Here is a 24,486-nt window from a genome sequence, read left to right as displayed (position 1 = left end):
GTCACCAGGGCATTGCCGGGGCCGTGACGCTTACTCGCGGACCCAGGTCTGCGCGCGGCAGATGAAGGCGATGCAGCCGGACACGTCCAGCTTGCCGCCGCCCGGCTGCAGCTCGATCTTCGAGCGGTAGGTCTTGCCGTTGGCCGGGTCGAGGATGGTGCCACCGGACCACTTGCTGGTGGTGCCCTTGTCCTGGCTCAGGTTCCAGAGAATGGTCATGCCCTTCACCGGCTTGTTCTTGTTGGCGCCCTCGCAACCATCGCAGACCGGGTTCGGGCCCTTGTCCGAGTGCAGGATCTCGACCACCTTGCCGGACAGCGTGCCGTTGGCGGCCTGGCTGATCTCGACGATCGACTTCACCTTGCCGGTCTTGTCGTCGATGGTCTTCCAGCGGCCGGCGGCACTGTCGGCGGCCTGCGCGGAGAGCGCGGCCAGGCACAGCGGCAGCGCCAGCAGCAGGGTCTTGAAGGTCTTGCGCATGGTCCCCTCCCAGGGTTCATTCCGGCACGATGCCGGTACGGGTCGACTGTATACCCATTCGGCGGGGTATGGGGAAGGGGGGCTTTGGCCGGGTTGCACCCGGCACCCGCTACGGCAACGGCAACGGCAACAGCTGCATTCCGTGGGATGGCGGGGTGGGTCCGGTTGCGGGGGGCGCCGTAAATACGTCCCTGTAGGCTCGGTCGCGCCATCCATGGCGCTTACGCCCCCGCAACCGGACCCACCCCGCCTTCGACAGGTTCCCGCTGCTGTTGGTAGGTGTCGACCTTGGTCGACACGCAGATCCACGCCATGCGTGGATAAACTTCCGCGATTGAAAATCGCTCAGCCGGTCTCGTACAGCTCCAGCGGCAGGTCGTCGGGGTCGGCGAAGAAGGTGAAGCGGCGGCCGGTGTATTCGTCCACGCGGATCGGTTCGCATTCCACGCCGTGGCGGGCCAGGCGTTCGACGAAGGGTTCCAGCGCGGCTACCCGGAACGCGAGATGGCGTAGGCCCTGGGCTTCGGGGCGGCTGGGCCGTGCGGGGGGCGAGGGGAAGGAGAACAGCTCCAGCTGGCCGCCATCGGGCAGGGCCAGGTCCAGTTTCCACGAGTCGCGTGCCGCGCGGTGGTTCTCGGCCAGTATGCGCAGGCCCAGCACGCGCACGTAGAAGTCTTTCGAGCGGGCGTAGTCGCTGCAGATCAGTGCGGCATGGTGGATGCCCAGCAGGCCGGTGGTCGTAGGGGTCATTGCAGGGTGTCCAGCCAGCGCTGGGCGATCTTCTGCGCCAGCGGATAGGGTTCGGGGGCGTTGCGGTTGCTCAGCACGATGACTGTCAGGTGCTTGTCCGGGTAGCGCAGGATCACGTTGCGGAAGCCGATGCTCTCGCCGCTGTGCCAGTGCATGCGGCCGTTCAGGCGCCAGCCGAAACCGTAATGCGGCACGTCCGCTTCGGTGGTGGTGGTGGCCGGGCTGAACATGGCCTTGCGTGATGCGGCCGACAGCAGGCGGTCGTCGTACAGGGCTGCGTCCCAGCGGGCGAGGTCGTCCAGCGAGGAGTAGATGCCACCATCGCCGAGCACGGCGCTGGTGGTGCTCTGGTCGGTGCGCTGCCAACGTCCGTCAACTTCGCTGTAGCCATAGGCACGCTGCGCGACTTGGTCGACCCCGTCCTGGTGGGCGACGGTGTGCGCCATGCCCAGCGGCTGGAAAATGCGCTGCTGCAGGAAGCTGGCAAAGTCGCTGCCGGCGGCGCGGCCGACGATCAGCGCCAGCAATGCGTAGCCGCTGTTGCTGTAGCGGTACTGGCTGCCGGGTGCGAAGGCGAGTCGATCTTCGCGGGCCAACAGCGCCAGCACATCGGTGTCGTGCACCTGCCGGGTGTCGGCAGGGTCCATCAGGTCTTCGTAGTCCAGCAGGCCGCTGGTGTGCGACAGCAACTGGCGCAGGGTGATGCCGGCAGCGGCGGGCGGCAGCTCCGGCAGCCAGCGCCGCGCGGGCTGGTCCAGCGCCAGGCGGCCGTCCTCGACCAGCAACAGCACCGCCGCAGCGGTGAACTGCTTGCTGACCGAGGCCAGGCGGAAGTTGCTGGCCGGCGTGACTGCGCTGCCATCTTCAACCACGGCCAGGCCGTAGCCGCGACGGAACACCGGCTGCCCGTCGTGCAGCACCAGCACCGCCGCGCCCGGCACCTGGCCATCGTAGGCCTGCATCAGCCCATCGATGCCTGCATCCGGCGGTGCCAGCGGTGCCGCTGCCAACGCTATCGACGGCAGCAGAGCGAGAACCGTGGCACACAGCAGGGCGGCAGGGCGCATGGCAGCTCCGTGGCGGTCAGGGCGCGGGCGCAGGCGTTGCAGCGGCCGGCTGCGCCAGCCAGCGTTCGATCTTGTGGTCCAGTACATCCAGCGGCATCGAACCGTCCTTCAGCACTTCGGCATGGAAGCGGCGCAGGTCGAACGCAGCGCCCTGGCGTGCCTTGGCCTTGTCGCGCAGGGCGATGATCGTGGTCAGGCCGGCGACGTTGGACAGCGCCTGGCCAGGCTGGGCCATGATCCGTTCCACTTCCGCGTTGGCATCGTCAGCGCTCATGTCCACGGTTTTCTGCAGATAGGCCACGGCCTGCTGCTTGCTCCAGCCCTGCGCATGCACGCCGGTATCGGCGACCACGCGCGCGGCGCGCAGCAGGCGCGAATACAGATAACCAATGCGGTCGTACGGATCGGTGTACACCCCGAGCTCGTCGCCCAGGGTTTCCGCGTACAGGCCCCAGCCTTCGACGAAGGCGAGATCACCGCCGAGACGGCGGAAGCGCGGCAGCTTGGTCAGCTCCTGCTGCAGGCCCAGCTGCACATGGTGGCCGGGAATGGCTTCGTGCAGGTACTGCACCGGCACGTTCCAGCGCTTGCGGCTGGGCAGGTCGCGGGTGTTGACGAACAGCACGCCGGATTGTCCCGGCGGAGACGGCTGGTAGGAGGCTGCGGCGGCGGTCATGGCACGCTCCGGTTCCACTGCACGGATCTGCAGCGGCGCCTTCGGCAGGGTGTCCAGTACCTGCGGCAGACGTGCATCGACCTGCTGCTGCACCTGCCGGTAACGGTTGAGCAGCGCGTTGGCATCGCTGTACTGGAACTGGCGATCGTTGCGCATGCCGCGCAGCAGCTTGGCCTGCGAACCGCGCAACTTGCCGTCGCGCATCACCGTGGTGATCTGCGCCTGCAGCTCCTGCACGCGCTGCTCGCCCAGCGCATGCAGTTGCGCGGCAGTCTGCTGGCTGGCGGTGGTCTGCACGATCAGGTTGGCGTACCAGGCCTGGCCGTCGGGAAGTGCGCCAAGGCCGCTGCTGCTGCGCGTGGCAGGCAGGTATTCGGTGGCGATGAAGCCGCGCAGGGCGCGGTAGGCCGGCATGATGCGCAGTTCGATCATGCGCTTGTACTCGGCGCTGATGCGCGCCTTGTCTTCGGCGGAGATGGACTCGGGCATGGTCCGGATCGGCGACCAGAAGATGCTCTCTTCGGCGGTCGGCTTGATCACCGCGTCCAGCTGCGGCAGTACCTTTTCCATCAGGTCGCGCGGCTGCACCACGCCGGCCTTCATGCCCTGGCGCATGTTGTCGATGGCCTGCTCGAACAGGTCGGGGATGCCCAGCGAGCGTCGCGACCAGGTGTCGTAGTCCTTGGCGGTGTTGAACGGCTGTGCGCCCGCACCGGCGCCGAGGATGGCCATGATGCTGCCGACGTTGTAGTACTGGCTGATCGGCATCATCCAGCTCGGATAACGCTCGGCGGCCAGCGAAGCGCGGGCATCACGCACGAAGATCTCGTAGCTGAGCAGGTCCTGCCCCTGCAGGCCGTCGCTGCCGATCTTCTCGACCTTGCCCAGCCATTCGGTGGTGAAGTCGTGCGATTGCTGGCGCCACGCGGCGGAAAGGATGTTGGGCAGCTGGTCGTTGTAGCGCGGCTCGCCCTGGAAGGTGGCCTGCAGCGGGTTCAATCGCATGGAGGCATCCCAGTATTCGTCGTACAGCCGCTCCAGCTGCACCTGCTTGGGCACCGCACGGGCAGGGGCGACCGGGCGCGGCGCGGCGCGGCGCGCCGAACTGCCGCGGGCGGGCGTAGTGGCACGTGTGCCGGCGCGGGCCTTCGGCTTGGCCGCCTGGCGGGTCTGCGCGGCGGCGGGGCGGCTGCCCTTCTTCTTCGCTGCTTCGGCCGGCGGAACGGCGCTGAACAGGAACAACGCGGCGATGGCGGCGGCCAGGACGCGGGGGGAATACGGCATCAAGAAGCTTCCGTGGAACACAGACCGTGGAGCTTGCACGATCCGCGCGCGTACGGCCAGCGTAGGGGCGCAGTCAGCTTGCGCGTCGCTGGGGCTTCAGTCAGCCGCGGCCGCAGCGCGCAGGTCGGCGGCGCGGTGTTCGCCCAGATAGCGGGTGATTGCACGCCGCATCAGGTACAGCAACGGAATCAGGGCAACCGCAAAGCCCATCTTGTAGACATAGTTGACGCTGCTCACTGCCAGGAACAGCGATGTCGGCCAGTGCTGCGGGCCGAGCACGAAGGCGATCCAGATCACCACGAAGCTGTCCACCAGCTGCGAGACCGCAGTGGAACCCGTGGCACGCAGCCATACATGGCGCTCGCCGGTTGCCTGGCGGATGCGGTGGAACACCGCCACGTCGATCAACTGGCCGAACAGGAACGCCACCAGCGAACCGGCGATGGTCCACATGCCCTGTCCGAACACCGCCGCGAAGGCGGCCTGGTAATCGGGCACGCCGTGGGCATCCATCGAGGTCACCCACCAGCTGGCCGGTGCCAGCGAAATCGCCGCGAAGGCGAACAGGAAACCGTAGACGATCAGCACCACCGCCAGCCACGAGATGAAACGCACCCCGCGCTTGCCGAAGAATTCGTTGATGGTGTCGGTCATGATGAACACCACCGGCCACAGCAGCGTGCCGGCGGTGAAGCTCAACGAGCCGGTCTGGCCGAACAGGTTCCAGTTCAGCGGGTCGATGCCGAGGGTGTCTTCCAGCGCGAAGATCTTCACCCCGATCAGTTCGGCCAGCACCGCGTTGCCGCAGAAGAACGCAGCCAGCACGATGAACAGCAGGACCGCGCGGTCCTGCAGCGGGCGCGCGTGCGACGCCTCGCTCATCCGGAACGATCGCCGGCGCGGGTGAACGGAACGCTGGCCGGTGCCACTGCACCGCCGGAAATGATGAAGCTCATCGCCTGGTCCACCGTCCAGTCGGTCGGGGTGAGCAGTTCGACAGGCACGATCTCCAGATAGCCCGAGGTCGGGTTCGGCGTGGTCGGCACATAGACGGCCGCCAGTTCGCGGTCGGTGCCCTGTTCCTTGATGACCCGGGTGACCAGGCCCACCGACTTCATGTCGCGGTGCGGGAAGTCGATCAGCACCACGCGCTGGGTACTGCCCGGCTCGGTCTGCAGCATGTCCAGCAGCTTCTTGGCGCTGTCATAGATGATGCTGGCCAGCGGAATGCGCTTGATGACCGCGCCGACCCAGCGCAGCAGGCGCTGGCCGACCACGCGGCGGCTGGCCACGCCCACCGCCAGGATCACCAGCAGGGTGGCCAGCAGGGCAATGGTGTTCTGGATCCATTCGGCGCGGACCCAGCCGAGGTAATGCGGGAAGCTGGTCGCGATCTGTTCGGACAGCGGCACCACCAGCGGGCTGGAGATGCCCGACAGCAGCACGAACACGAATTTGACCACCACCCAGGTCAGCCAGATCGGCAACAGGGTCAGCAGGCCGGTCAGGAACAGGCGCTGCAGGGAGGGGCGGGGAACCAGGGCGGGGGCATCGAGCGACATGCGCGCATTGTAGCGGTCACCGCTGCTCGTTTACGCTGCGGGTTGGAGGCGTTGGCCATGCAGGGAAAGGATGCTGTGTTGAGGATGCTGCGGTGGTTGGGCAGGGCAATGCTGGGGCTGCTGGTGATCGCCACCGCGGCATGGCTGCTGTCGAGGTTCTGGCCGTTGTCGGCCGACCAGCGGGAAGAGGTGCGCCTGCTCGAAGCCGCGCATCCCGGTGAAGGCAGGAACGGCTTCGCCCTGTTGTGGACGCTGCCTTTCGATGGCCTGGACCTGGCCCAGCGTGAGGCGGCATTGGCCGAAGATCTGCAGCGCTGGCAGACGGCGCCCACGCAGGCGTCGCATGCGTCGGTGCTGGCCGCCAGGCGAGCGCCGTTGAATCTGGACCGGTCAGGTCGTTGTGCAGTCGGACCGGTCGGCTGCCTGGCACAGGTACGCACTGATCCGCAGCGCTTCGCTGACGCCCACGCCGGGCATGCCGGCCTGCACGAGCGGCTGGCCCGGATGGCGGACTACGATCGCTTCGATTCCCCGTTCCGGCCCAGCGGAAACGAGCCGATGCCTCTGCCGGCCTATGTGCCGCTGCTGGATGGGGCAAGTGCACAGGCACTGGCCTATCTGCAGGGCGATGTGGCCGGTGCCATCGAGGGCAGCTGCAGTGCGGTGCAGTTTGGTCGGCGGATGATGCGGACCGGCAGCACACTGGTGGACGGCATGATGGGCGCCGCCGTGGTGCGGACCCATGCCGCGCTGCTTGGCGACATGCTGGCCGAGCAATCGCCGGATTACGCGCTGCCCGCCCCCTGCGAGGCGGCGCTGCAGCCACTGGACGTCGACGAACAGAGCCTGTGCCAGGCAATGCAGGGCGAATTCGCGATGAACAAGGCGGCGGTGGAAGCGTCCACGCAGACAGCGGGCAGCCGTCTACTGCTGGATCGCGACCACACCCTGGCCCGGATCGCCGGCAGTTTTGGCTGGGCATGCCGGCCCGCTGCAGCCAAGGCGCTGGCGGCCGACGTCCCGCTCCCTGTATCGCCACCCTCCCGCTGGGATGTGCGCTGCATGGCCAATCCGCTGGGATGCACGTTGAGTGCCATCGCCGGGCCGCACCATGCGCCGTACGCGGCGCGCAGCCAGGATACGGCGGCGATGATCCGCCTGCTCGGCGCGCAGCGCTGGCTGCGGCAGCAGCCCGGGCCCGCCGACGAGGCGCTGGCGCGGTTGCCGGCGCAATGGCGTTCGAACGCCCGCACGCCCGAGGTGTCTGCCGACGGCCGCTATGTGCAGGTGCTGCGGCGCGGGCCTGCGCGCGAAGGCGAAGGCCCGTATCTGTCGATGCCGTTGCGGGTTGATTGAGCCGCGCTCAGCCGCCGTCGCCGAGCGGATTGAACGCCCAGCCATCGCCGACGCTGTCCAGCGTCCAGCGCTTGCGGTCACGCAGGGGCTGCCAGCGCACCTGTTCCTCGTCGTCCTGCATGCTGCCTTCGGTCAGCTTCACCTTGCCGGTGGAGAAGTTCACGCTGAGGCCTTCGGTCTGCCCGGAATTGCGCATCATCGTATTGCGGTCGTAGCCGATCAGCGCGAAGTCGCCTTCCTGCCAGCGGAACGTGAACGTGGTGGTGCCCATCGACCAGCTGCCCGCGCTGGAGAACGAGTACAACCCCACCCGCAGTGCGCCGCGCTGGATCGACACGCCGGTGCCTTCGGCCAGCGCATCGCTGAGCACGGGCGAGTCCGGCCGCGGAATGAGCGTGTGGTTCTGCGCGGCCAGCACGTAACCGGACGGTCGCGCGAAGGCGATGGCGAGGATGCGCGGGTTGCTGTCATACGGCGAAGGACCAAACCCATCGTGTTCGATGATGTTGCGCGGGTCCTGCTGGCGCAGCACCAGCGCGAGGTCTGCGCGCCCGTCCTGGTCGAGGTCGCCTTCGATCCTGTATTCCAGCGTCCAGCCGGCAGGTACGAAACCCTCGGCCGTGGTGGCCTGGGCGGGCACGGCGGGATAGCGCACCGGCGGCACGTCCAGTGCAGTGGCGGCGAAGGGCAGGGCGGTCAGTGCCGCAACACGGAAGAAAAGGCGCATTGCAGCCTCCATGGCAGGGCTGCAGAGGATAGCCGGGCGTGCGCCGGCCCGCTTTACCGTGCGTGTGGCTTCAGGCGCACATAGACCTGCTTGCGTACCTGCGCGACCACCTCGCCAGCTTCGTCGACCACGTCGTTGCTGAACCAGCGCAGCACTTTTTCGCCACCGGCCGCCGCCGTGCGCAGTTCATCCAGCAGGGCGTCGTCGATGCGGAAAGACGTGCGCACCGTTCCACGACCGGGCTTGAGGAAATCGATCGCACCGGCGCGATCCCAGACGTAATAGTCGCGGCCCAGCGTGTGCATCAGGCCCAGCATCCAGAACGGATCGGTCATCGCAAACAGGCTGCCACCGAAGTGGGTGCCGACGTAGTTGCGGTTCCAGGGGCGCAGGCGCAGTTCCACGTCGATCTGCCGGTAGTCCGGGGTGATCCGGGTGACATGGATGCCGGTGAACAGGAACGGTGGCCACAGGTTGATGCCGAAGCGGAACGTGCTGGCTTTCATGCGGGAACCGGGCAGGGGCGGGGCTTCCAGTCTAACCATTCGCATGCGTATGTTGTAGCCTGCAGCGCCCCGGCAGGCCTGCCGGGCGCTACGGCGCGGGCGTGCCGCCGTCGATCACATAGCCGTCGCGGCCATTGTCCTTGGCCCGGTACAGCGCGTTGTCGGCGCCTTCGACGAAATGATGCGGTTGCAGGTCGCCGTCGGGCACACGGGTGTAGACGCCGATGGTCAGGGTGACGCCTGAATTGCTGCCATCGCCGGGCGGCGGCAGGGCGCGGATGCAGGAGATCAGATCTTCGATCACCTGCCGCGCGCCTTCAACCGGCGTGTCGGGCAGCACCAGTGCGAATTCGTCGCCGCCGTAGCGGGCAGCCATGTCGCGCGGGCGCCGGGCATGCGCCTGGATCAGGCGGGCCACTTCGCACAGCACGCGGTCGCCGACCTGGTGGCCATGGCGATCGTTGTGGTGCTTGAAGTGGTCGACATCGATCAGGGCCAGGGTCAGTGGCTTGCCACTGCGGCGCGCCGCATCGCATTCCTGTTGCAGCGACTGTTCGAAGCGCAGGCGGTTGCCCAGCCCGGTCAGCGCATCCCGGTTGGCCTGGCGGTGCCAGGAGGCGATGCGCCAGGTCGCCCACGCCGTCAGCACCAGCACGATGCCGAGCAGCGCGCCGGCCGGAGCCCACCAGAGGCTGCCGGTGCGCAGCAGCAGCCAGCTCAGCAGCGGCGCGGCCGGCAGCGAGCACAGGGCAACCACCCAGGGCAGGCGCAGCCCGAGCAGCAGCACGCACATGGCCACTAGCAGGCCGGCCAGGGCGTCCTGCCAGGCGCGGGGCAACACGTCGATCTGCTTGTCCTGCAGCAGCATCGAGGCGATGTTGGCCTGGTACTCGCTGCCGCTCATCCAGTATTCGCGGGTGGTGGGGGTCAACAGGCGGGTGGCGATGCCGCTGGCCGTCATGCCCACCACGATGCGCCTGCCACGCAGCATCGAGGCATCCACGCGCCCTTCCAGCACATCGGCGTAGGACACCTGCGGCAGGCGTTCCGGTGGCCCGGCATAACGCACGCGCACGTAATCATTGCGGCGCCATTGATAGGGCGAGTCCAGCGCCGGGTCAGGGTCGGGCAGGCCCTGTGCGCGTTGCGGTGGCAGTCCGGTCAAGGCCAGACCGAGTGCCGGCCAGTGTGCCTGGCCGATGCCGGCATGCAGGTAGACCCCGCGGGCGACACCATCGCCGTCGACTTCAACGTCGCTGTGGCCGATGGCGGCTGCGCTGGCGGCAATCAGCGGGATCGGCAGCATTTCCTCGGCCATGCGGTCACCGGCGGCCGGCGCGGCCAGCACCGGCAGCACCACACGGCCATTGCGACGGATCGCCGCTGCCAGCTCGGCATCCTGGCGCGCATCGCGACGGTCGGGCTCGGACAGCATGAGGTCCAGCGCGACGCGCTCGGCACCAGCGTCGGTCAGGCGGTCCAGCAGGCGCGCATGCACCGAGCGCGGCCACGGCCACTGACCCAGCCGCTGCAGGCTGCCCTCGTCGATGGCTACGATCAGCACGCTGGGGTCGGGGCGGTAATCCCAGCTGCCGACCATCATGTCGTACGCGCTTTCGTCCTGCCGCCACAGCCACTGGCCATGGCTGACCCCCGCTGTCGCTGCACCCGCCAGCAGGGCCAGCAGGATCCGTCGCGACCATGGCAGCGGCGAGCGCCTCACAGCAACAGCCACAGCAGCAGGGCACTGCTGCCGGCGCCGTAGCACAGGCGACACGGCAGCTTGACCTGCTGGGCAGGCGAGAACGGGCCAGCATGGCCGTCGTCATCGATGTACTGCACACGGATGTGCAGCGTGCCGCGCCACGGTCGCTTGAAGCTGACCTGCGGCTGGTCGACGGTGGTATCGAGCAGCGGCGCGCTGAAGTCGCCGCGACGATCGACCTGCACCCGGTAGCGCTGTCCATCGCTTCCCGCCTGCCAGCGCACCGTCAGCTCGCCATTGGCTGCTTCCGGCGGTTGCAGTGCCGGGTCCACGGGCTCATCGGTCAGTTGCAGCGTCATTGCCTGGCCATAGCGACCCTGGTGGCCTTGGTCATCACGCGAGGCGATCCGCCAGTAGTACTGGCCGGGAGGCAGCGGCTGGCCCAGGCGCAGGTCGGTGCCGCCGGTGCTCTGCTCGCGCAGCGGCTGCAGGAACTGTGGCTCGTCGGCCACCTGCAGCACGCTGCTGCTGGCGCCGGGCGCCTGGCTCCAGTGGAAGCGGGGACGGTCGCTGTTGACCGTTTGACCCTGCAGCGGGGAGATGGTCAGCGGCGGTGGCGGCTGGTCGTCGAGCACGAAATCTTCGCTGGCATCCAGGCCTTCCACGCCCTGTGCATCCACCGCGCGCAGCAGCAGGCGCAGCGTTCCTGGCGGCAGCTCGCCGATCACCAGCCGGGTGTCGGTGGTGGTGGTGGCAAACAGCAGGATTTCCGGGGTGGCGGCCTGCACGACTTCCACCCGGTAATGATCGGCACCGGTCACCGGCTCCCACGCCAGCTGTGCCGGCAGGGCTCCCAGGCGGGTCGAATCGGCATGCAGGCGCGGTGCCGGCAGCAGGCCGGAAACCGCTTCGGGCGCCGCTCCGCTGCCCGCGCTGCGGCTGGCCTGGCCGGGGTGCACCAGACGCTGGCCATGCGGGTTGCCGACCTGCACCTTACCCTCCAGTACCTCGGTGGCACCGGCATGGGCGTCATCGCCGGCACTGACCCGGAACACAGTGCCGCGCACGCTGCTGGTGGCCGTGGGGGCATCGATGATGTAGCGCGAGGCCGGCCCGCGCGCAGGGGTGACCCGGTTGCTGGCGCGCCCCTGCTGCAGGCGCAGGCGGGTATCGACCATGCCGGTGCGGCCATAGCGGCTGAGCTGGTCCAGCCGCAGTCGTGAGTACTCGCGCAGCTGCAACCGCGACGCATCGGCGAATTCCAGGGTGATGCTGGAATCGGCCTTGGTCTGGATCGCATCGCCGATGTGCAGAAGTTCGCCTGCGCGCACCGTGCGGCTGCTGCTGCCATCGGCCGCGCTCAATTCAACCTGCCCTCGCACGGCCAGTACCCGCGCCGGGGCGGGTTCAACGCGCAGCCAGCCGATCGGGAAGCGCAGCAGCTCACCCGGCGGCAGCCGGTATGGATTGTCGATGCGGTTGTGCTGCTGCAGCTGCTGCCAGCCGACGCTGGGCTTCAGATAGGCCGCGCCGAGATCCCACAGGGTATCGCCGGGGCGGACCCGGTAGTTCCAGTCCTGGGCGCCGGCGATTGCCGGCAACAGGCAGAGGGCACACAGCAGTGTGCGCAGGAAACGCATGATGAAAGACGACGAGCGGCCAACGGTCACGGATAGCTGTCCCGGCAAAGCGGGGGCGCAGCTGCAAGACCCCATGGCCCCGACCTCATCCCCCCGAACGGATCGTGGTGGCCCTGGGGCCACCATCGCGGGCATTATTGCCCGCGTTCAGTGCAGGGATTCTGAACGATGCCGGTCCCGTTCAGAACAGCAGGGAGGCCATCCGGCGCCGCGAACGGCCGACCAGGTCTTCATCGGCGATGACGTTGAACGCATCGATCAGGGTCTTGCGCGGTAGTCCTTCCTGGAAACCGCGGTCGATCCGCAGCATCTCCAGGAACTGTTCCAGCGCAGCTTCGTCCTCGCCGGCCAGCAGCAGCTGCACACCCCGCAGGTGGCGTGCCTGCAGATCCTTGCCGTCGGCGGCGATGCGGGCATCCAGATCCTCGGCGGGCGGGGCGTCCTTCAGCGCGGCGGCGAAGGTGAGCCGGGCGCGGCCACGCACGGCGCGGTCGTCGGTGGCCAGGTTGGCGGGCAGGGCATCGATCAGGGTGCCGGCCTCGTCCACGCCGCCGACCTGCAGCAGGGCCAGGGCCAGGTCGAGCTTCAGCTCATCCTTGTCCGGCTCGGCGGCAATCTGCGCGCGCAGCACGTCCACCTGTGCCTGCGGGTCCAGCGGCGCTTCGTCCTCGGCGATGGTGTCGCCGACGTCAGCCGGCACAACGCCGTGCTGGGCCAGGAATTCACGCAGCTGGCCTTCCGGCAGGGCGCCGGGGAAGCCGTCCACCAGTTGCCCACCCTTGACCAGGAACACGGTGGGCACCGAACGGATCTGGAAGGCCGCCGCGATCTGCTGTTCCTTGTCCACATCGACCTTGGCCAGCTCGAAGGCGCCGTTGTATTCGCCGGCCAGCTTCTCCAGCATCGGGCCGAGGGTCTTGCACGGTTCGCACCAGGTCGCCCAGAAATCCACCAGGACCGGCGTCTGCAGCGACTTCTGCAGCACTTCCGCCTCGAAGGTGGCAGTGGTGGCATCGAATACGTAGGTCGTCTCGGTCATGGGGCATCGTTCGGCATCTGGAGACCGATTCTATGGTGACGAACCTTGCCGGTCTCAACCCTGCGGTCCTGCCCACCGTGAAATCGCGTACGGCTTGGCGCAGGTGGCAGCTGCCGTGACAATGGCCTGATGTTCTCCTGAAGAGTGGCTGCAATGTCCGTGGTTCGGCTGGATCGTTGGGTAGGCGTGCTCGCCGCAGCCCTGTTGGTGCTGTCGGTGGCCGGCTTCGGTGCGGCGTTGCCGGACTATTCGCAGGCACTGCACCCGGTGACCTGGCTGGGCGCGCGCGGCATTCCCCATGCGCTGGGCTTCAACCTGCTGGGCCTGGTGCTGCCGGGCGCGCTGGCGGTCGTCGTGGCTGCGCGCCTGCGCCGCCAGCTGCCGGTGGATGCGGCGCTGTCGGCGCGCGTGGGCAACCAGTTGCTGCTGCTGGCCGGTCTTGCCTTCATCGCGATGGGCCTGCTGCCGCTGGATTTCGAGGACCAGATGGACATGCAGGGCCCGGCCAGCAGACTGCACGCTAGTGTGTGGATGGTCTGGGCACTGGCCTTTGTCGTCGGCAGCGTGATGCTGGGGGCGGCGCGGCTGCGGCATCCCGGCGGACGCAGGCTGGGCCTGCTGGCGCTGGCCTGCGGAATCGGTGCCGGTGTGCTGGCGTTCGGCCTGCCGGGGGTGCTGCCGGCGGCGCTGGCACAGCGGTTGGCTTTTGCCTGCTGGGCGCTGTGGCTGGCCTTGGCCCTGCCTCTGTCGCGCGGGCGCTGAGACGCTTCCCGCTGCCACGCCGCGCGCCGGTCCGGCAGGCAGGATTGGAGCCATTTGCCGCACTGCGGTACGCTGTACCGCTTTGCCGCCGCAACCGCGTGTTACATGACCAGCGTCGAACCCAACGTTTACGATCCGCAGCAGGTTGAATCCGCCGCCCAGCAGTACTGGGATGCTACCCGTGCCTTCGAGGTCGATGAAGCCTCGGACAAGCCGAAGTACTACTGCCTGTCGATGCTTCCGTATCCGTCCGGTGCGCTGCACATGGGCCACGTGCGCAACTACACGATCGGCGACGTGATCAGCCGCTACAAGCGCATGACCGGCCACAACGTCCTGCAGCCGATGGGCTGGGACGCGTTCGGCCTGCCGGCGGAAAACGCCGCGATCAAGAACAAGACCGCGCCGGCCGCCTGGACCTACAAGAACATCGACCACATGCGCAGCCAGCTGCAGTCGCTGGGCTATGCCATCGACTGGTCGCGCGAGTTCGCCACCTGCCGCCCGGACTACTACGTCCACGAGCAGCGCATGTTCACCCGCCTGATGCGCAAGGGCCTGGCCTACCGCCGCAACGCGGTGGTGAACTGGGACCCGGTCGACCAGACCGTGCTGGCCAACGAGCAGGTCATCGACGGCCGTGGCTGGCGCTCCGGCGCGCTGGTGGAAAAGCGCGAGATCCCGCAGTGGTTCCTGCGCATCACCGACTATGCCCAGGAACTGCTGGACGGCCTGGATGAGCTGGACGGCTGGCCGGAATCGGTCAAGACCATGCAGCGCAACTGGATCGGCCGCTCCGAAGGCCTGGAAATCCAGTTCGACGTGCGTGATGTCGATGGCACTGCACTGGATCCGCTGCGCGTGTTCACCACCCGTCCGGATACCGTGATGGGCGTGACCTTCGTGTCGATCGCGGCCGAACACCCGCTGGCCCTGCATGCGGCGAAGAACAATCCGGAACTGGCTGCGCTGCTGTCGGAGATGAAGCAGGGCGGCGTATCGGAGGCCGAGCTGGAGACCCAGGAAAAGCGCGGCATGGATACCGGCCTGCGCGCCATCCATCCGGTCACCGGCGAGAAGGTGCCGGTGTGGGTCGCCAACTTCGTGCTGATGGGCTACGGCACCGGTGCGGTGATGGCCGTTCCCGGCCATGACCAGCGCGACAACGAAGTGGCCAACAAGTACGGCCTGCCGATCGTGCAGGTCATTGCCCTGAAGGACCCGCGCAACGACGACGAGCGCAACTGGGATGGCACGCGCTGGCAGGACTGGTACAGCGACAAGAGCCGCCAGACCGAGCTGGTCAATTCGGCCGAGTTCGATGGCCTGGACTTCCAGGGCGCCTTCGAAGCGCTGGCCGAGCGTTTCGAGCGCAAGGCCCAGGGCCAGCGCCGCGTGAACTACCGTCTGCGCGACTGGGGCGTGAGCCGCCAGCGCTACTGGGGTTGCCCGATCCCGGTGATCTACTGCGACAAGTGTGGCGCGGTGCCGGTGCCGGAAGACCAGCTGCCGGTGGTGCTGCCCGAAGACGTGGCGTTCGCCGGTACCGGCTCGCCGATCAAGACCGATCCGGAATGGCGCAAGACCACCTGCCCGGACTGCGGCGGCGCGGCCGAGCGTGAGACCGACACCTTCGACACCTTCATGGAGTCGAGCTGGTACTACGCCCGCTACACCTCGCCGGGCGCCCGCGATGCGGTCGACAAGCGTGGCAACTACTGGCTGCCGGTGGACCAGTACATCGGTGGCATCGAGCACGCGATCCTGCACCTGATGTATTTCCGCTTCTACCACAAGCTGCTGCGCGACGCGCGGATGGTGGACAGCAACGAGCCGGCGCGGAACCTGCTGTGCCAGGGCATGGTGATCGCCGAGACCTACTACCGCCCGAACCCGGACGGCTCGAAGGACTGGATCAACCCGGCCGATGTGGAAGTGCAGCGCGATGAGCGCGGCCGCATCACCGGCGCCACCCTGATCGCCGACGGTCAGCCGGTGGTGGTCGGTGGTACCGAGAAGATGTCCAAGTCGAAGAACAACGGCGTGGACCCGCAGGCGATGGTCGGCAAGTACGGTGCCGACACCGTGCGCCTGTTCTCGATGTTCGCTGCACCGCCGGAACAGTCGCTGGAATGGAACGAAGCCGGCGTGGACGGCATGGCCCGCTTCCTGCGTCGCCTCTGGGCACAGGTGCACAAGCATGCTGCCGACGGCGCTGCACCGGCGCTGGACGCGGCCGCGCTGGATGCAGGCCAGAAGGCGCTGCGCCGCAAGACCCACGAGACCATCGGCAAGGTCGGTGACGACTACGGCCGCCGCCACAGCTTCAACACCGCCATTGCCGCCGTGATGGAGCTGATGAACGCACTGGCCAGGTTCGAGGACGGCAGCGAGCAGGGGCGTGCCGTGCGCCAGGAAGCGCTGCAGGCCATCGTGCTGCTGCTCAACCCGATCACCCCGCACGCCAGCCATGCCCTGTGGCAGGTGCTGGGCCATGGCGAAACGCTGCTGGAAGACATCGCCTTCCCCGTGGCGGACGAGAAGGCCCTCGTTCGCGATGCGCTGACCCTGGCCGTACAGGTCAATGGCAAGCTGCGTGGCACGATCGAGGTCGCCGCCGATGCCGCGCGTGAACAGGTTGAAGCGCTGGCGCTGGCCGAGCCGAACGCGGCCAGGTTCCTGGAAGGCCTGGTGGTGCGCAAGATCATCATCGTCCCCGGCAAGATCGTGAACATCGTCGCTGCCTGATGTACCTGGCACCGGCCGCCATCGTGGCGGTCGGTGCGTTGTCGCCACGCCGGGCACGCCCGGCCGATGGCCCTGCGTTCACGCGGCCTCGGGCACCCTGTCTGTTGCCGTGATCGCCCGGCTCCGCCAGACTGTCTCCATGACCCGAATCCTGCTTGCCCTCGTTCTCGTCCTCGGCCTCGCCGGCTGCGGTTTCCACCTGCGCAACAAGCTGATGCTGCCGACCGACACGGCGCCGGTGAAGGTGGTCTCCACCGCGCCCTACAGCGAACTGGTCAAGCTGTTGAACCGCAGCCTGCTGGCATCCGGTGCGCGCTTGGCCGATGAGGACAGCGAGGGCCCCAATGCCCAGCTGCAGGTGCTGTCCGAGCGCTGGGGCGACCTGCCCATCGCGATCGACTCGCAGGGCCGCGCGCAGGAATACAGCCTGCGCTATGCGGTGATCTTCATCTTCCGCCGCGAAGACGGCAGCGAGCTGGTGCCGCAGCAGGTGATCGAACTGTCGCGCGACTACGTGTCGCCGCCGACCGACGCTACCGGTACCACCACCGAACGCGAGATCCTGGCCGATGAACTGCGCCGGGAAATGTCTGCTTCGATCATCCGCCGCATCGACAGCGTGGTCCGCGCCGAACTGGAAAAGGGCGGCAGCCTGTCGGCGCCGAAGCCGGTCGAGCACGATCCGGTCGAGCCCGCACCCGCCGTCCAGCACTGAGCCGGGCGCCTGATGGAACTGCGACCGGAACAGTTGGCCGGGCAGGGCGCTGACACGGCGCTGGCGCCGGTCTACCTGATCGCCGGTCCGGAAACGCTGCGTGTGCTGGAGGCAGCTGATGCCGTGCGTGCCCGTGCACGTGCGGCCGGCATCGACGAGCGCGAAGTGTTCGATGCCGATGGCCGTGATTTCGACTGGAACCAGCTCGACGCCAGCTTCAATGCCCCCAGCCTGTTCAGTGCCCGCCGCCTGGTGGAAGTGCGCCTGCCCAGCGGCAAGCCGGGCAAGGACGGCGGTGAGGTGATCAGCCGGTTCTGCGCCAACCCGGCGCCGGACGTGATCCTGATGATCACCGCCAACGAATGGAGCAAGGCGCACCAAGGCAAATGGGCCGAGGCGGTGAACCGCGTCGGCGTGCTGTCGGTGGCCTGGGCCATCAAGCCGCATGAGCTGTCGGACTGGATCGAACGGCGCCTGCGCAGCAGGGGCCTGCGCGCCGAGGCGGCCGCTGTGCAGCGCCTGGCCGAGCGCGTGGAAGGCAACCTGCTGGCGGCTGCGCAGGAGATCGACAAGCTCGTATTGCTGGCCGACGGCCAGACCCTGGACGTGGAACGGATGGAGTCGCTGGTGGCCGATGCTGCCCGCTACGACGTGTTCCGGTTGGTGGAAGCCACCTTCTCCGGCCAGCCCCAGGCGGTATTGAGGATGCTGGCCGGGTTGCGCGGCGAAGGCGAGGCCGTCGCCGCGCTGATGCCGATCGTGATCCGCGAGCTGTTGGCCGGTGCCGGCCTGGCACGGGTACAGGCACGTGGCGGCAATCTGGCGACGGAGATGAAATCCCGGGGTATCTGGGAATCGCGGCAGGCGCCCTACAAGCGCGCGCTGCAGCGGCACCCGGAAGGCAAGCGCTGGGAGCGTTTCGTGGCCGAAGCAGGGCTGGTTGACCGCATCGCCAAGGGCCGCGCAGACGGCGATGCCTGGCTTGCACTTGAGCGCCTGCTGGTGGCGGTGGCCGAAGCGCGCGCGGTGCGTCTGCTCGCCCGGGCCTGATCCATGAGCCTGCGGATCTATTACGGGGGCACCTTCGACCCGGTGCATCTGGGCCATCTGGCAATCGCGCGCGCCGCGCGCGATGAACTGCAGGTGGCGGTGCGCATGCTGCCTGCCGCCGACCCGCCGCATCGCGCGGTACCGGGCGCGACCGCCGAGCAACGCTGCAGCATGCTCGGCCTGGCCATCGGCGATGAGCCGGGCCTGCTGCTGGACCGTCATGAGCTGGATCGGGCCGAGCGCTTCCCTGGCCGACCTTCCTATACCGTCGATACCCTGCGCGAACTGCGGGCCGAACTTGGCCCCAGCCGCCCGCTGGCGTGGCTGGTGGGGGCCGACAGCCTGCTGGGCCTGCCCAGCTGGCACGAGTGGCAGGCGCTGTTCGGTCTGGCCCATTTCATCGTTGCCGAGCGGCCCGGCAGCCCGCTGCGGGCCAGTGTCGACGGCGCGCTGGGCCAGGCCACCGAGGGGCGCTGGGCCGACAACGAGCAGGCCCTGTTCACCAGCCCGGCCGGCCGCATCCTGCGCCTGCACCATCCGTTGCGGGTGGAATCGGCCAGTGCCGTGCGCGCTCAGATCGCTGCGGGCGGCCCCTGGCGGGCCATGCTGGCACCGGCGGTGGCCGACTACGTTTCTGGCCACGGCCTGTACCGCTCCCGCACCTCGTGAATACGGTTGCCGCGCTGTGCCCGTATAATCGCCCCCACGTTTATCGAGTCGACCCGCTTTGAGCAACCAGACCCAGCCCCAGACCATCAAGGTCGATCTGCCCAGCCCGCCGCCCTCCGTGCCGGAACTGCTGGCCAGCGTCCGTCAAGCCACCGAAGACCTGAAGGCCAAGGACCCGGTCGAGATCGACGTACGCGGCAAGTCCAGCGTCGCCGACTACATGGTGGTCGTGTCGGGTACTTCGACCCGCCATGTGAAGTCCATCGCCGACGAAGTCGTGCGCTTTGCCAAGAACATCGACGTCATGCCGCTGGGTGTTGAAGGCGAGCGTGAAGCCGAATGGGTGCTGGTCGACCTGGGCGACGTCATCGTGCACGTGATGCTGCCGCGCGTGCGCGAGTTCTATGCGCTCGAGCGCCTGTGGACCGTTGGCGACCAGCCGCCGTCCCATGAAGACGACGAAGTGGCCTGAGCCATTCGTTGATGCGGTTTTCGACGGCGCCGATGGCGCCGTCGACGTTTTGGAGGAATGTGGATGAAAGCCCGCCTGATCGCCACCGGCGAACGCGCGCCCAGCTGGGTGGCGCAGGGGTTTGCCGAGTACCAGAAGCGGCTCTCGCACTGGCTGCCCTTCGAGCTGGTGGAGATCGAGCCCGGCCTGCGTGGCAAAGGTCGCGATGCACGCCGCGCCACCGAGGACGAGGGCAAGCGGGTGATCGCTGCGTTGCCGAAGAATGCCTATGTCGTTGCGCTGGACGTACCGGGCCGCCAGCTCAGTTCCGAACAGCTGGCGCAGCGCCTGGAACACTGGCGTGGACAGGGCAGGGACCTGGCGTTCCTGATCGGCGGCCCGGAAGGGCACTCGCCGGAAGTGTCTGCGCTGGCCGACGAAAAGTGGTCGATCGGCCCGCTGACGCTGCCGCACATGCTGGTGCGGCTGGTGGTGGCCGAGCAGTTGTATCGCGCTGCTGCGATGTTGGCCAATCACCCCTACCATCGCGCGTGAAGAGTCGTTATACTGGCGGTCTGCCCGAATAGCTCAGCCGGTTAGAGCACTTGACTGTTAATCAGGGGGTCGTTGGTTCGAGTCCAACTTCGGGCGCCACATTCAAGAGGCCTGCATCGCAAGATGCAGGCCTTTTTTGTTGGCGTCGTGCCGTGCAATCGCGTGCGGCGGTGGATCCACGCCATGCGTGGATGCATGGCGCGAGATCCTCCGACAACAGACACGGCACTACAGGGTCAGCGCGCCACGGGCGAACGCCACCAGCGTAGCAATCGCCACCACCAGGATCGCGCCGAACAACACCCCTTCCCAGCGGGTGAAAACCCGCTCGCCACGCTGGCGCCGGGTCAATGCGTACAGCACTAGGCCTGGCACATACAGCAGTACCGACAGCAGCAGGTTGTCCATGCCACCGGCATACACCAGCCACAACGCATAGGCGCTGGCCAGCAGCGCGACGATGAAGTCGCGCCAGCGGGCGCCGGCCGCGCTGGCGTAGGCCGCGCCCTGCCAGGCCAGCTTCACGCCGAATGCGCTGGACAGGAAGTACGGCACCAGGCTCATCGACGCCGCCAGCAGCACCAGGCTGGTGTAGCTGCCCGAATTGAACAGCACCAGCAGCAGGAACAACTGGATCAGGCCATTGCTCAACCACAGCGCATTGGCGGGCACGCCGCGCGCATTCTCGCGGCCGAGAAAGGCCGGCATCGTGCCATCGCCAGCGGCGGCAAACAGCACTTCGGCGCACAGCAGCACCCACGCCAGCAGCGCGCCCAGCACCGAGATGATCGAGCCGATGATGATCACCGTCGCGCCCCATTCGCCAACGATCGCGCGCAGCACATAGGCCATCGAGGGATTGGGCAGGCCGGCCAGTTCGGCCTGCGACAGCACGCCCATCGACAGCAGGCTGACCAGCACCAGCAGCAGCCACACGCCGATGAAGCCGATCACGGTGGCGCGGCCGACATCGGCGCGTCGTGCCGCGCGCCGCGAATAGATGCTGGCACCTTCAATGCCGATGAATACCCACACGGTGACCAGCATCATCCCGCGCAGCTGCTGGCCCATGTCGCCCAGCGCGGGAGCGCCGAAGAAGTCGGCGCGGAACACGTCCATGCGGAATGCGCCGGCCGCCAGGATCAGGAACAGCGCGATGGGCACCAGCTTGGCCACGGTGACCAGGCCATTGATGATTGCCGCGGTGCGCAGGCCGCGCAGCACCAGCAGGTGCACGGTCCACAGCAACAGCGACGATGCGGCGATGGCGGCCGGTGTATTGCCTTCGCCGAACACCGGTGCGAAGTGGCCGAGACCGCTGAAGATCAGTACGAAGAAACTGGCGTTGCCCAGTACCGAAGCGACCCAGTAGCCCCACGCGGCGGAGAATCCGATGTAGTTGCCGAAGCCTTCGCGCGCATACGCATAGATGCCGGTGTCCAGGTCGGGGCGACGATTGGCCAAGGCCTGGAACACGAAGGCAAGCATCAGCATGCCGGCACCGCTGACCGCCCAGCCGATCAGCGCGGCGGCTGGACCGGCACTGCGCGCCACGTTCTGCGGCAGCGAGAAGATGCCGGCGCCGACCATCGAACCGACCACCAGTGCGGTCAGTGCAGCCAGGCCAAGGCGTTGGTTGGAAGAGGGCATCAGGCGCGGCGCAGGTGTCGGGGTGCCCATGATGGACGCTGCCGCGTGTGGAAAAAAGCAAAGGCCCGGGCGTGAGCCCGGGCCTTTGCATTGAATCGCCTTCGAGGATCAGTTGAAGGTGTACTTGGCACCGACGGTGAAGTAACGGCCAATCGCACCGCTGAAGTGCAGCGGGTTGTAGTTGACCGCGCCGTAGGTGGTCGGGTCGAGCGGGGCGATGCGGTCGAACACGTTCTGCACCGAGGCGTTGAGCTCGAAGGCTTCGGTGATGTTCCAGCGGCCGGACAGGTCGAAGGTGGTGAACGAGGAGATCTTCTCCACCGGCGTGCCGTCTTCATAGAACGCCAGGTAGTCGCCACCGCGGCGATCCTTGTTGTCCATGCTGTCGATGTAGTTGACCACGCCGCTGATGCTCCACGGCCCTTGCTTCCAGGTGGTGCCGAAGTTGATCTTGTCCTGCGGGGTGCCGATGCAGTTGGTCACATCGCAGTTGCCGTGGGTACCGACGTAGTCGACGGTGGTGTCACCCTCGGTACGCTCGAACTTCAGGATGTGGCTCCACTGCAGGTCCATTTCCAGCTGGCCCGGACCGAGGTCGAAGGTCTGGCGCACGTCGGTGTCGATGCCGCGGACACGCGAGGAGTTGGCGTTCACATACTGGGTATTCACCGCCAGGATGGTGCCGCTGTTGGCCACACCGCCGATGTTGTTGCTGTCGCGCAGCACGTTGCCGGCAGCGATCGCATCGGCGGTGCTGCCCTGGGCGATTTCATTGGTGCGCTTGATCTCCCACGCATCCACGGTCAGCGAGGTACTGGACGTGGGCTGCAGGACGATACCTACCGAGTAGCTCTTGGACTCTTCCGGCTTCAGGCCCGAGTTGGGGCGGGTGATGATGGCCACCGAGCGTGCGGTGCACTCGTTGTCCGGATCGATGGCGCAGCGCACCGGATCGCGGGCGTTGGAGAAGGCGGCCAGGCCACCGTCGCCGTTTTCGGCCGGGTTGGGGGCGCGGAAGCCTTCGGCGTAGCTGGCACGCAGCGCGATCCAGTCGGCCGGAGTGAACTTCACGCCGAGCTTCGGCGTGGCCTTGCCTTCGCCGCTCTCGTACTTGTCATAGCGCAGCGCTGCCGAAAGTTCCAGCTGCTCCAGCACGGGGGCCGACAGTTCGACGTAGCCGGCGTACACGTTCTGGGTGCCGTCATAGGCGGAATAGCCCAGGCCGATGATGTCACCCTGGTCGGTATAGGTCTGCGGAGTCAGGCTGTTGCTGGTCTTGCGCCATTCGGTGCCGAACGCCAGGCCCAGCGGACCACCCTTCAGGTCCATCAGGCTGCGCGACATGGTGAAGTCGAACATGTCCAGGCTGGACTTGGCGCGGGCACTGATGGTCGGCGAGATGTAGTCGTACAGCGCCTGCGAGTTCTGGCTGGCGTTGTCACCGATGCGCCAGACGCCGCCGGCGCAGTTCGGGTTGCCCAGTGCACAGAGCACGGAACTGTAGCGCAGGAAGCCGGTGCGCTTGTTGGTCAGGTCGGTGCCCGAGTGCAGGTAGGCGGTGTCGTAGCTCCACTCGCCCCAGTTGCCTTTCACACCCACCAGGAAACGGTTGAACTCATTGGTGTTGTTGGTTACACGCGGACCGACATCCCAGGCCGAGTAACGCAGGCGCGATGCCTGGCCGGGAATCGGATTGTCCGGGTGGCTCGGGCTGAGCACCACCGCACCAGGGCCGCTGCTGGCATTGACCGGGCCGCCGGGGTAGCCCCAGCCACCGGATGTGCCGGAGGGCGTATTGTTGAAGATGGTTTCCTTCTTGGAGTAGCCGATCTCGGTATAGACCTCGCCGCCTTCACCGAAGGCAAAGCTGGCGCGGCCGAACACGTTCACATACTTCTCTTCCGGGCTCAGGTCGCGGTACTGCTGTGCCGGATCCCACAGGCAGCCCTGGGCCTGCGCGGTAGCGTCGGTCTGGCCGGGAATGGTGGTCAGGCCAGCACAGCCGGGCAGGGCCACCAGGAAGGCCGGATTGTCATCATCCACGTTGCGGTCGTCGAACACCGAACCGTTCGGGCCAGTGCCGCCGGCAGTGCCGCCGGACAGATAGGCGCCGCCAAGGAACTGCGCGTCAGCAGCGTCGTAGCCCCAGCGACGGATATCGCCGGTGCCGATCCACTTGCGGTTCTTGCGGTCACTGATCTTGATGGCATCGGACTTGCCGACGTCCAGGCTGAAGAATGCATTCCAGCCATCGGTGGCCAGATCGCCAGTACCGGCGGTCAGGGTGGCCTTCTTGGCATCGCCATCGCCGTCGCCGGAAATGCCGTAGGAGCCGCGCAGGATCGCGCCCTGGAAGTCGCTGCGCAGGATGATGTTGACCACGCCGGCGATGGCATCGGAACCATAGATCGCCGAGGCGCCGTCCTTCAGCACTTCCACGCGCTCGACAGCGTCGAGGGGAATGGTGCTGAGGTCGGTGAACACCTTCTGGCCGTCATCGGCCAGACCGTAGGTCGCCATGCGGCGGCCGTTCAACAGCACCAGCGTGGAGCCGGCACCCAGACCGCGCAGCGAAATGCCCGCGCCGCCACCGGCGAAGCCGTTGCCGAAGGTCTTGGGGATGGAGCCGGCGCCATCGGCAGTCAGAGTCTGCAGGTACTCGGCCACCGTAGTCTTGCCGGTGCGATCGATTTCCTGGCGGGTCACCACCTGCACCGGCGACGGTGTCTCGGTGTTGGTGCGCGGGATGTTCGAACCGGTGACGGTGATCCGGTCAAGGTTGGTGGCCTGTTCCTGCGCGAAAGCAGAAGAGGAAGCCAAGGCACCGGCGAGCAGCAGGGCGCCGCCGGTGAGGATATGGGTGATGGATGTTGCCAGGTGGTTGCGGCGGCGGCTGGCGGGCCGTTGGATCGGGTGTTTCACAGCTTCTCTCCTGACTGGAAAACTCGAGCATTGAGGGCCGTCTCCGGTGTGTCCCGGGACGCGTCAATCTAGGTTTCCGGCAGGTGACGGAGGTGTGAAGTTCTACTGAATTCGTAACGGTTTTCCAACGAAGTTCAAATAACCGGGCAGATTGGCCCTGTTCCGGCCCATT

21 protein-coding genes and 1 tRNA gene are annotated in these 24,486 nt (G+C 67.3%); 9 read left to right on the top strand and 13 right to left on the bottom strand.

Annotated elements, in window-relative coordinates:
• Nucleotides 1-30 precede the first annotated feature (30 nt).
• The 6 genes from LMF57_RS14475 to LMF57_RS14450 all read right to left on the bottom strand — a co-directional run bounded on the left by LMF57_RS14475 (nucleotide 31) and on the right by LMF57_RS14450 (nucleotide 5,819).
• Nucleotides 31-480 carry a DUF2147 domain-containing protein gene (locus tag LMF57_RS14475; RefSeq protein WP_025879086.1) on the bottom strand — a complete coding sequence of 150 codons (450 nt, stop codon included), beginning with the start codon at nucleotides 478-480 and terminating at the stop codon, nucleotides 31-33.
• Nucleotides 481-825: 345 nt separating this feature from the next.
• A complete protein-coding gene (locus LMF57_RS14470; RefSeq protein ID WP_229290097.1) occupies nucleotides 826-1,230 on the bottom strand; it encodes a VOC family protein in 405 nt (134 codons plus the stop codon).
• Nucleotides 1,227-2,297 carry a serine hydrolase domain-containing protein gene (locus LMF57_RS14465; protein WP_229290096.1) on the bottom strand — a complete coding sequence of 357 codons (1,071 nt, stop codon included), beginning with the start codon at nucleotides 2,295-2,297 and terminating at the stop codon, nucleotides 1,227-1,229. Before LMF57_RS14465 ends, LMF57_RS14470 begins: the two co-directional genes overlap by 4 nt.
• 16 nt (nucleotides 2,298-2,313) lie before the next feature.
• Nucleotides 2,314-4,257 (bottom strand): DUF885 family protein, encoded by a 1,944-nt coding sequence (locus LMF57_RS14460; protein ID WP_229290095.1) that lies wholly within the window; start codon nucleotides 4,255-4,257, stop codon nucleotides 2,314-2,316.
• 96 nt (nucleotides 4,258-4,353) lie between these two features.
• Nucleotides 4,354-5,139, bottom strand: a complete 786-nt coding sequence (locus LMF57_RS14455; RefSeq protein ID WP_229290094.1) for a queuosine precursor transporter — start codon at nucleotides 5,137-5,139, stop codon at nucleotides 4,354-4,356.
• Nucleotides 5,136-5,819: a DUF502 domain-containing protein gene (locus LMF57_RS14450; RefSeq protein ID WP_132824507.1), complete on the bottom strand. Its 684-nt coding sequence runs from the start codon at nucleotides 5,817-5,819 to the stop codon at nucleotides 5,136-5,138. The genes LMF57_RS14455 and LMF57_RS14450 overlap by 4 nt, the downstream gene beginning before the upstream one ends.
• 84 nt (nucleotides 5,820-5,903) lie before the next feature.
• Here LMF57_RS14450 and LMF57_RS14445 point away from each other — a divergent pair, with 84 nt between their 5' ends.
• Nucleotides 5,904-7,175, top strand: a complete 1,272-nt coding sequence (locus LMF57_RS14445; RefSeq protein WP_229290093.1) for a hypothetical protein — start codon at nucleotides 5,904-5,906, stop codon at nucleotides 7,173-7,175.
• A 7-nt stretch (nucleotides 7,176-7,182) separates the two neighbouring features.
• On the opposite strand, the gene LMF57_RS14440 is transcribed toward LMF57_RS14445, so the two are convergent.
• The 5 genes from LMF57_RS14440 to trxA all read right to left on the bottom strand — a co-directional run bounded on the left by LMF57_RS14440 (nucleotide 7,183) and on the right by trxA (nucleotide 12,792).
• The gene (locus LMF57_RS14440) at nucleotides 7,183-7,902 is read right to left on the bottom strand and encodes a hypothetical protein (RefSeq protein WP_117310977.1); all 720 of its coding nucleotides are present in this window, start codon (nucleotides 7,900-7,902) and stop codon (nucleotides 7,183-7,185) included.
• Nucleotides 7,903-7,955: 53 nt separating this feature from the next.
• Nucleotides 7,956-8,408: a DUF4442 domain-containing protein gene (locus LMF57_RS14435; protein WP_032975063.1), complete on the bottom strand. Its 453-nt coding sequence runs from the start codon at nucleotides 8,406-8,408 to the stop codon at nucleotides 7,956-7,958.
• Nucleotides 8,409-8,496: 88 nt separating this feature from the next.
• A complete protein-coding gene (locus LMF57_RS14430) occupies nucleotides 8,497-10,131 on the bottom strand; it encodes a CHASE2 domain-containing protein (RefSeq protein ID WP_229290092.1) in 1,635 nt (544 codons plus the stop codon).
• On the bottom strand, nucleotides 10,128-11,828 hold the full coding sequence (locus LMF57_RS14425; protein WP_324255941.1) for a FecR domain-containing protein: 1,701 nt from the start codon (nucleotides 11,826-11,828) through the stop codon (nucleotides 10,128-10,130). Before LMF57_RS14425 ends, LMF57_RS14430 begins: the two co-directional genes overlap by 4 nt.
• Before the next feature lie 106 nt (nucleotides 11,829-11,934).
• Nucleotides 11,935-12,792: a thioredoxin gene (gene trxA / locus LMF57_RS14420; protein WP_229290090.1), complete on the bottom strand. Its 858-nt coding sequence runs from the start codon at nucleotides 12,790-12,792 to the stop codon at nucleotides 11,935-11,937.
• Nucleotides 12,793-12,945: 153 nt separating this feature from the next.
• On the opposite strand from trxA, the gene LMF57_RS14415 reads away from it, so the two are divergent.
• The 8 genes from LMF57_RS14415 (at nucleotide 12,946) to LMF57_RS14380 (ending at nucleotide 19,841) form a co-directional block, all read left to right on the top strand.
• Nucleotides 12,946-13,554 carry a DUF998 domain-containing protein gene (locus LMF57_RS14415; RefSeq protein ID WP_229290089.1) on the top strand — a complete coding sequence of 203 codons (609 nt, stop codon included), beginning with the start codon at nucleotides 12,946-12,948 and terminating at the stop codon, nucleotides 13,552-13,554.
• Between the two features lie 105 nt (nucleotides 13,555-13,659).
• The gene (gene leuS / locus LMF57_RS14410; RefSeq protein ID WP_117311945.1) at nucleotides 13,660-16,302 is read left to right on the top strand and encodes a leucine--tRNA ligase; all 2,643 of its coding nucleotides are present in this window, start codon (nucleotides 13,660-13,662) and stop codon (nucleotides 16,300-16,302) included.
• Between the two features lie 139 nt (nucleotides 16,303-16,441).
• Nucleotides 16,442-17,017 carry an LPS assembly lipoprotein LptE gene (gene lptE, locus LMF57_RS14405; RefSeq protein WP_033831702.1) on the top strand — a complete coding sequence of 192 codons (576 nt, stop codon included), beginning with the start codon at nucleotides 16,442-16,444 and terminating at the stop codon, nucleotides 17,015-17,017.
• A gap of 12 nt (nucleotides 17,018-17,029) precedes the next feature.
• Nucleotides 17,030-18,067 (top strand): DNA polymerase III subunit delta, encoded by a 1,038-nt coding sequence (holA, locus tag LMF57_RS14400; protein ID WP_229290088.1) that lies wholly within the window; start codon nucleotides 17,030-17,032, stop codon nucleotides 18,065-18,067.
• 3 nt (nucleotides 18,068-18,070) lie between these two features.
• The gene (gene nadD / locus LMF57_RS14395; RefSeq protein ID WP_229290087.1) at nucleotides 18,071-18,736 is read left to right on the top strand and encodes a nicotinate-nucleotide adenylyltransferase; all 666 of its coding nucleotides are present in this window, start codon (nucleotides 18,071-18,073) and stop codon (nucleotides 18,734-18,736) included.
• Nucleotides 18,737-18,794: 58 nt separating this feature from the next.
• Nucleotides 18,795-19,208 (top strand): ribosome silencing factor, encoded by a 414-nt coding sequence (rsfS, locus tag LMF57_RS14390; RefSeq protein ID WP_049467016.1) that lies wholly within the window; start codon nucleotides 18,795-18,797, stop codon nucleotides 19,206-19,208.
• 63 nt (nucleotides 19,209-19,271) lie between these two features.
• Complete coding sequence (gene rlmH / locus LMF57_RS14385; RefSeq protein ID WP_025879294.1) at nucleotides 19,272-19,742, top strand: 23S rRNA (pseudouridine(1915)-N(3))-methyltransferase RlmH; 471 nt, start codon at nucleotides 19,272-19,274, stop codon at nucleotides 19,740-19,742.
• Nucleotides 19,743-19,764: 22 nt separating this feature from the next.
• Nucleotides 19,765-19,841, top strand: a tRNA-Asn gene (locus LMF57_RS14380).
• 129 nt (nucleotides 19,842-19,970) lie between these two features.
• On the opposite strand, the gene arcD is transcribed toward LMF57_RS14380, so the two are convergent.
• A complete protein-coding gene (arcD, locus tag LMF57_RS14375; RefSeq protein ID WP_229290086.1) occupies nucleotides 19,971-21,392 on the bottom strand; it encodes an arginine-ornithine antiporter in 1,422 nt (473 codons plus the stop codon).
• Nucleotides 21,393-21,500: 108 nt separating this feature from the next.
• Nucleotides 21,501-24,314, bottom strand: coding sequence for a TonB-dependent receptor (locus tag LMF57_RS14370; RefSeq protein WP_117310969.1), 2,814 nt, complete (start codon nucleotides 24,312-24,314; stop codon nucleotides 21,501-21,503).
• Nucleotides 24,315-24,486 lie beyond the last annotated feature (172 nt).

The organism is Stenotrophomonas sp. SI-NJAU-1 (assembly GCF_020883215.1).
GTDB classification, from domain to species: Bacteria; Pseudomonadota; Gammaproteobacteria; order Xanthomonadales; family Xanthomonadaceae; genus Stenotrophomonas; species Stenotrophomonas indicatrix.
Note: the sequence above shows the minus strand (reverse complement) of the source record. Positions and strands in the feature narration are given on the sequence as shown.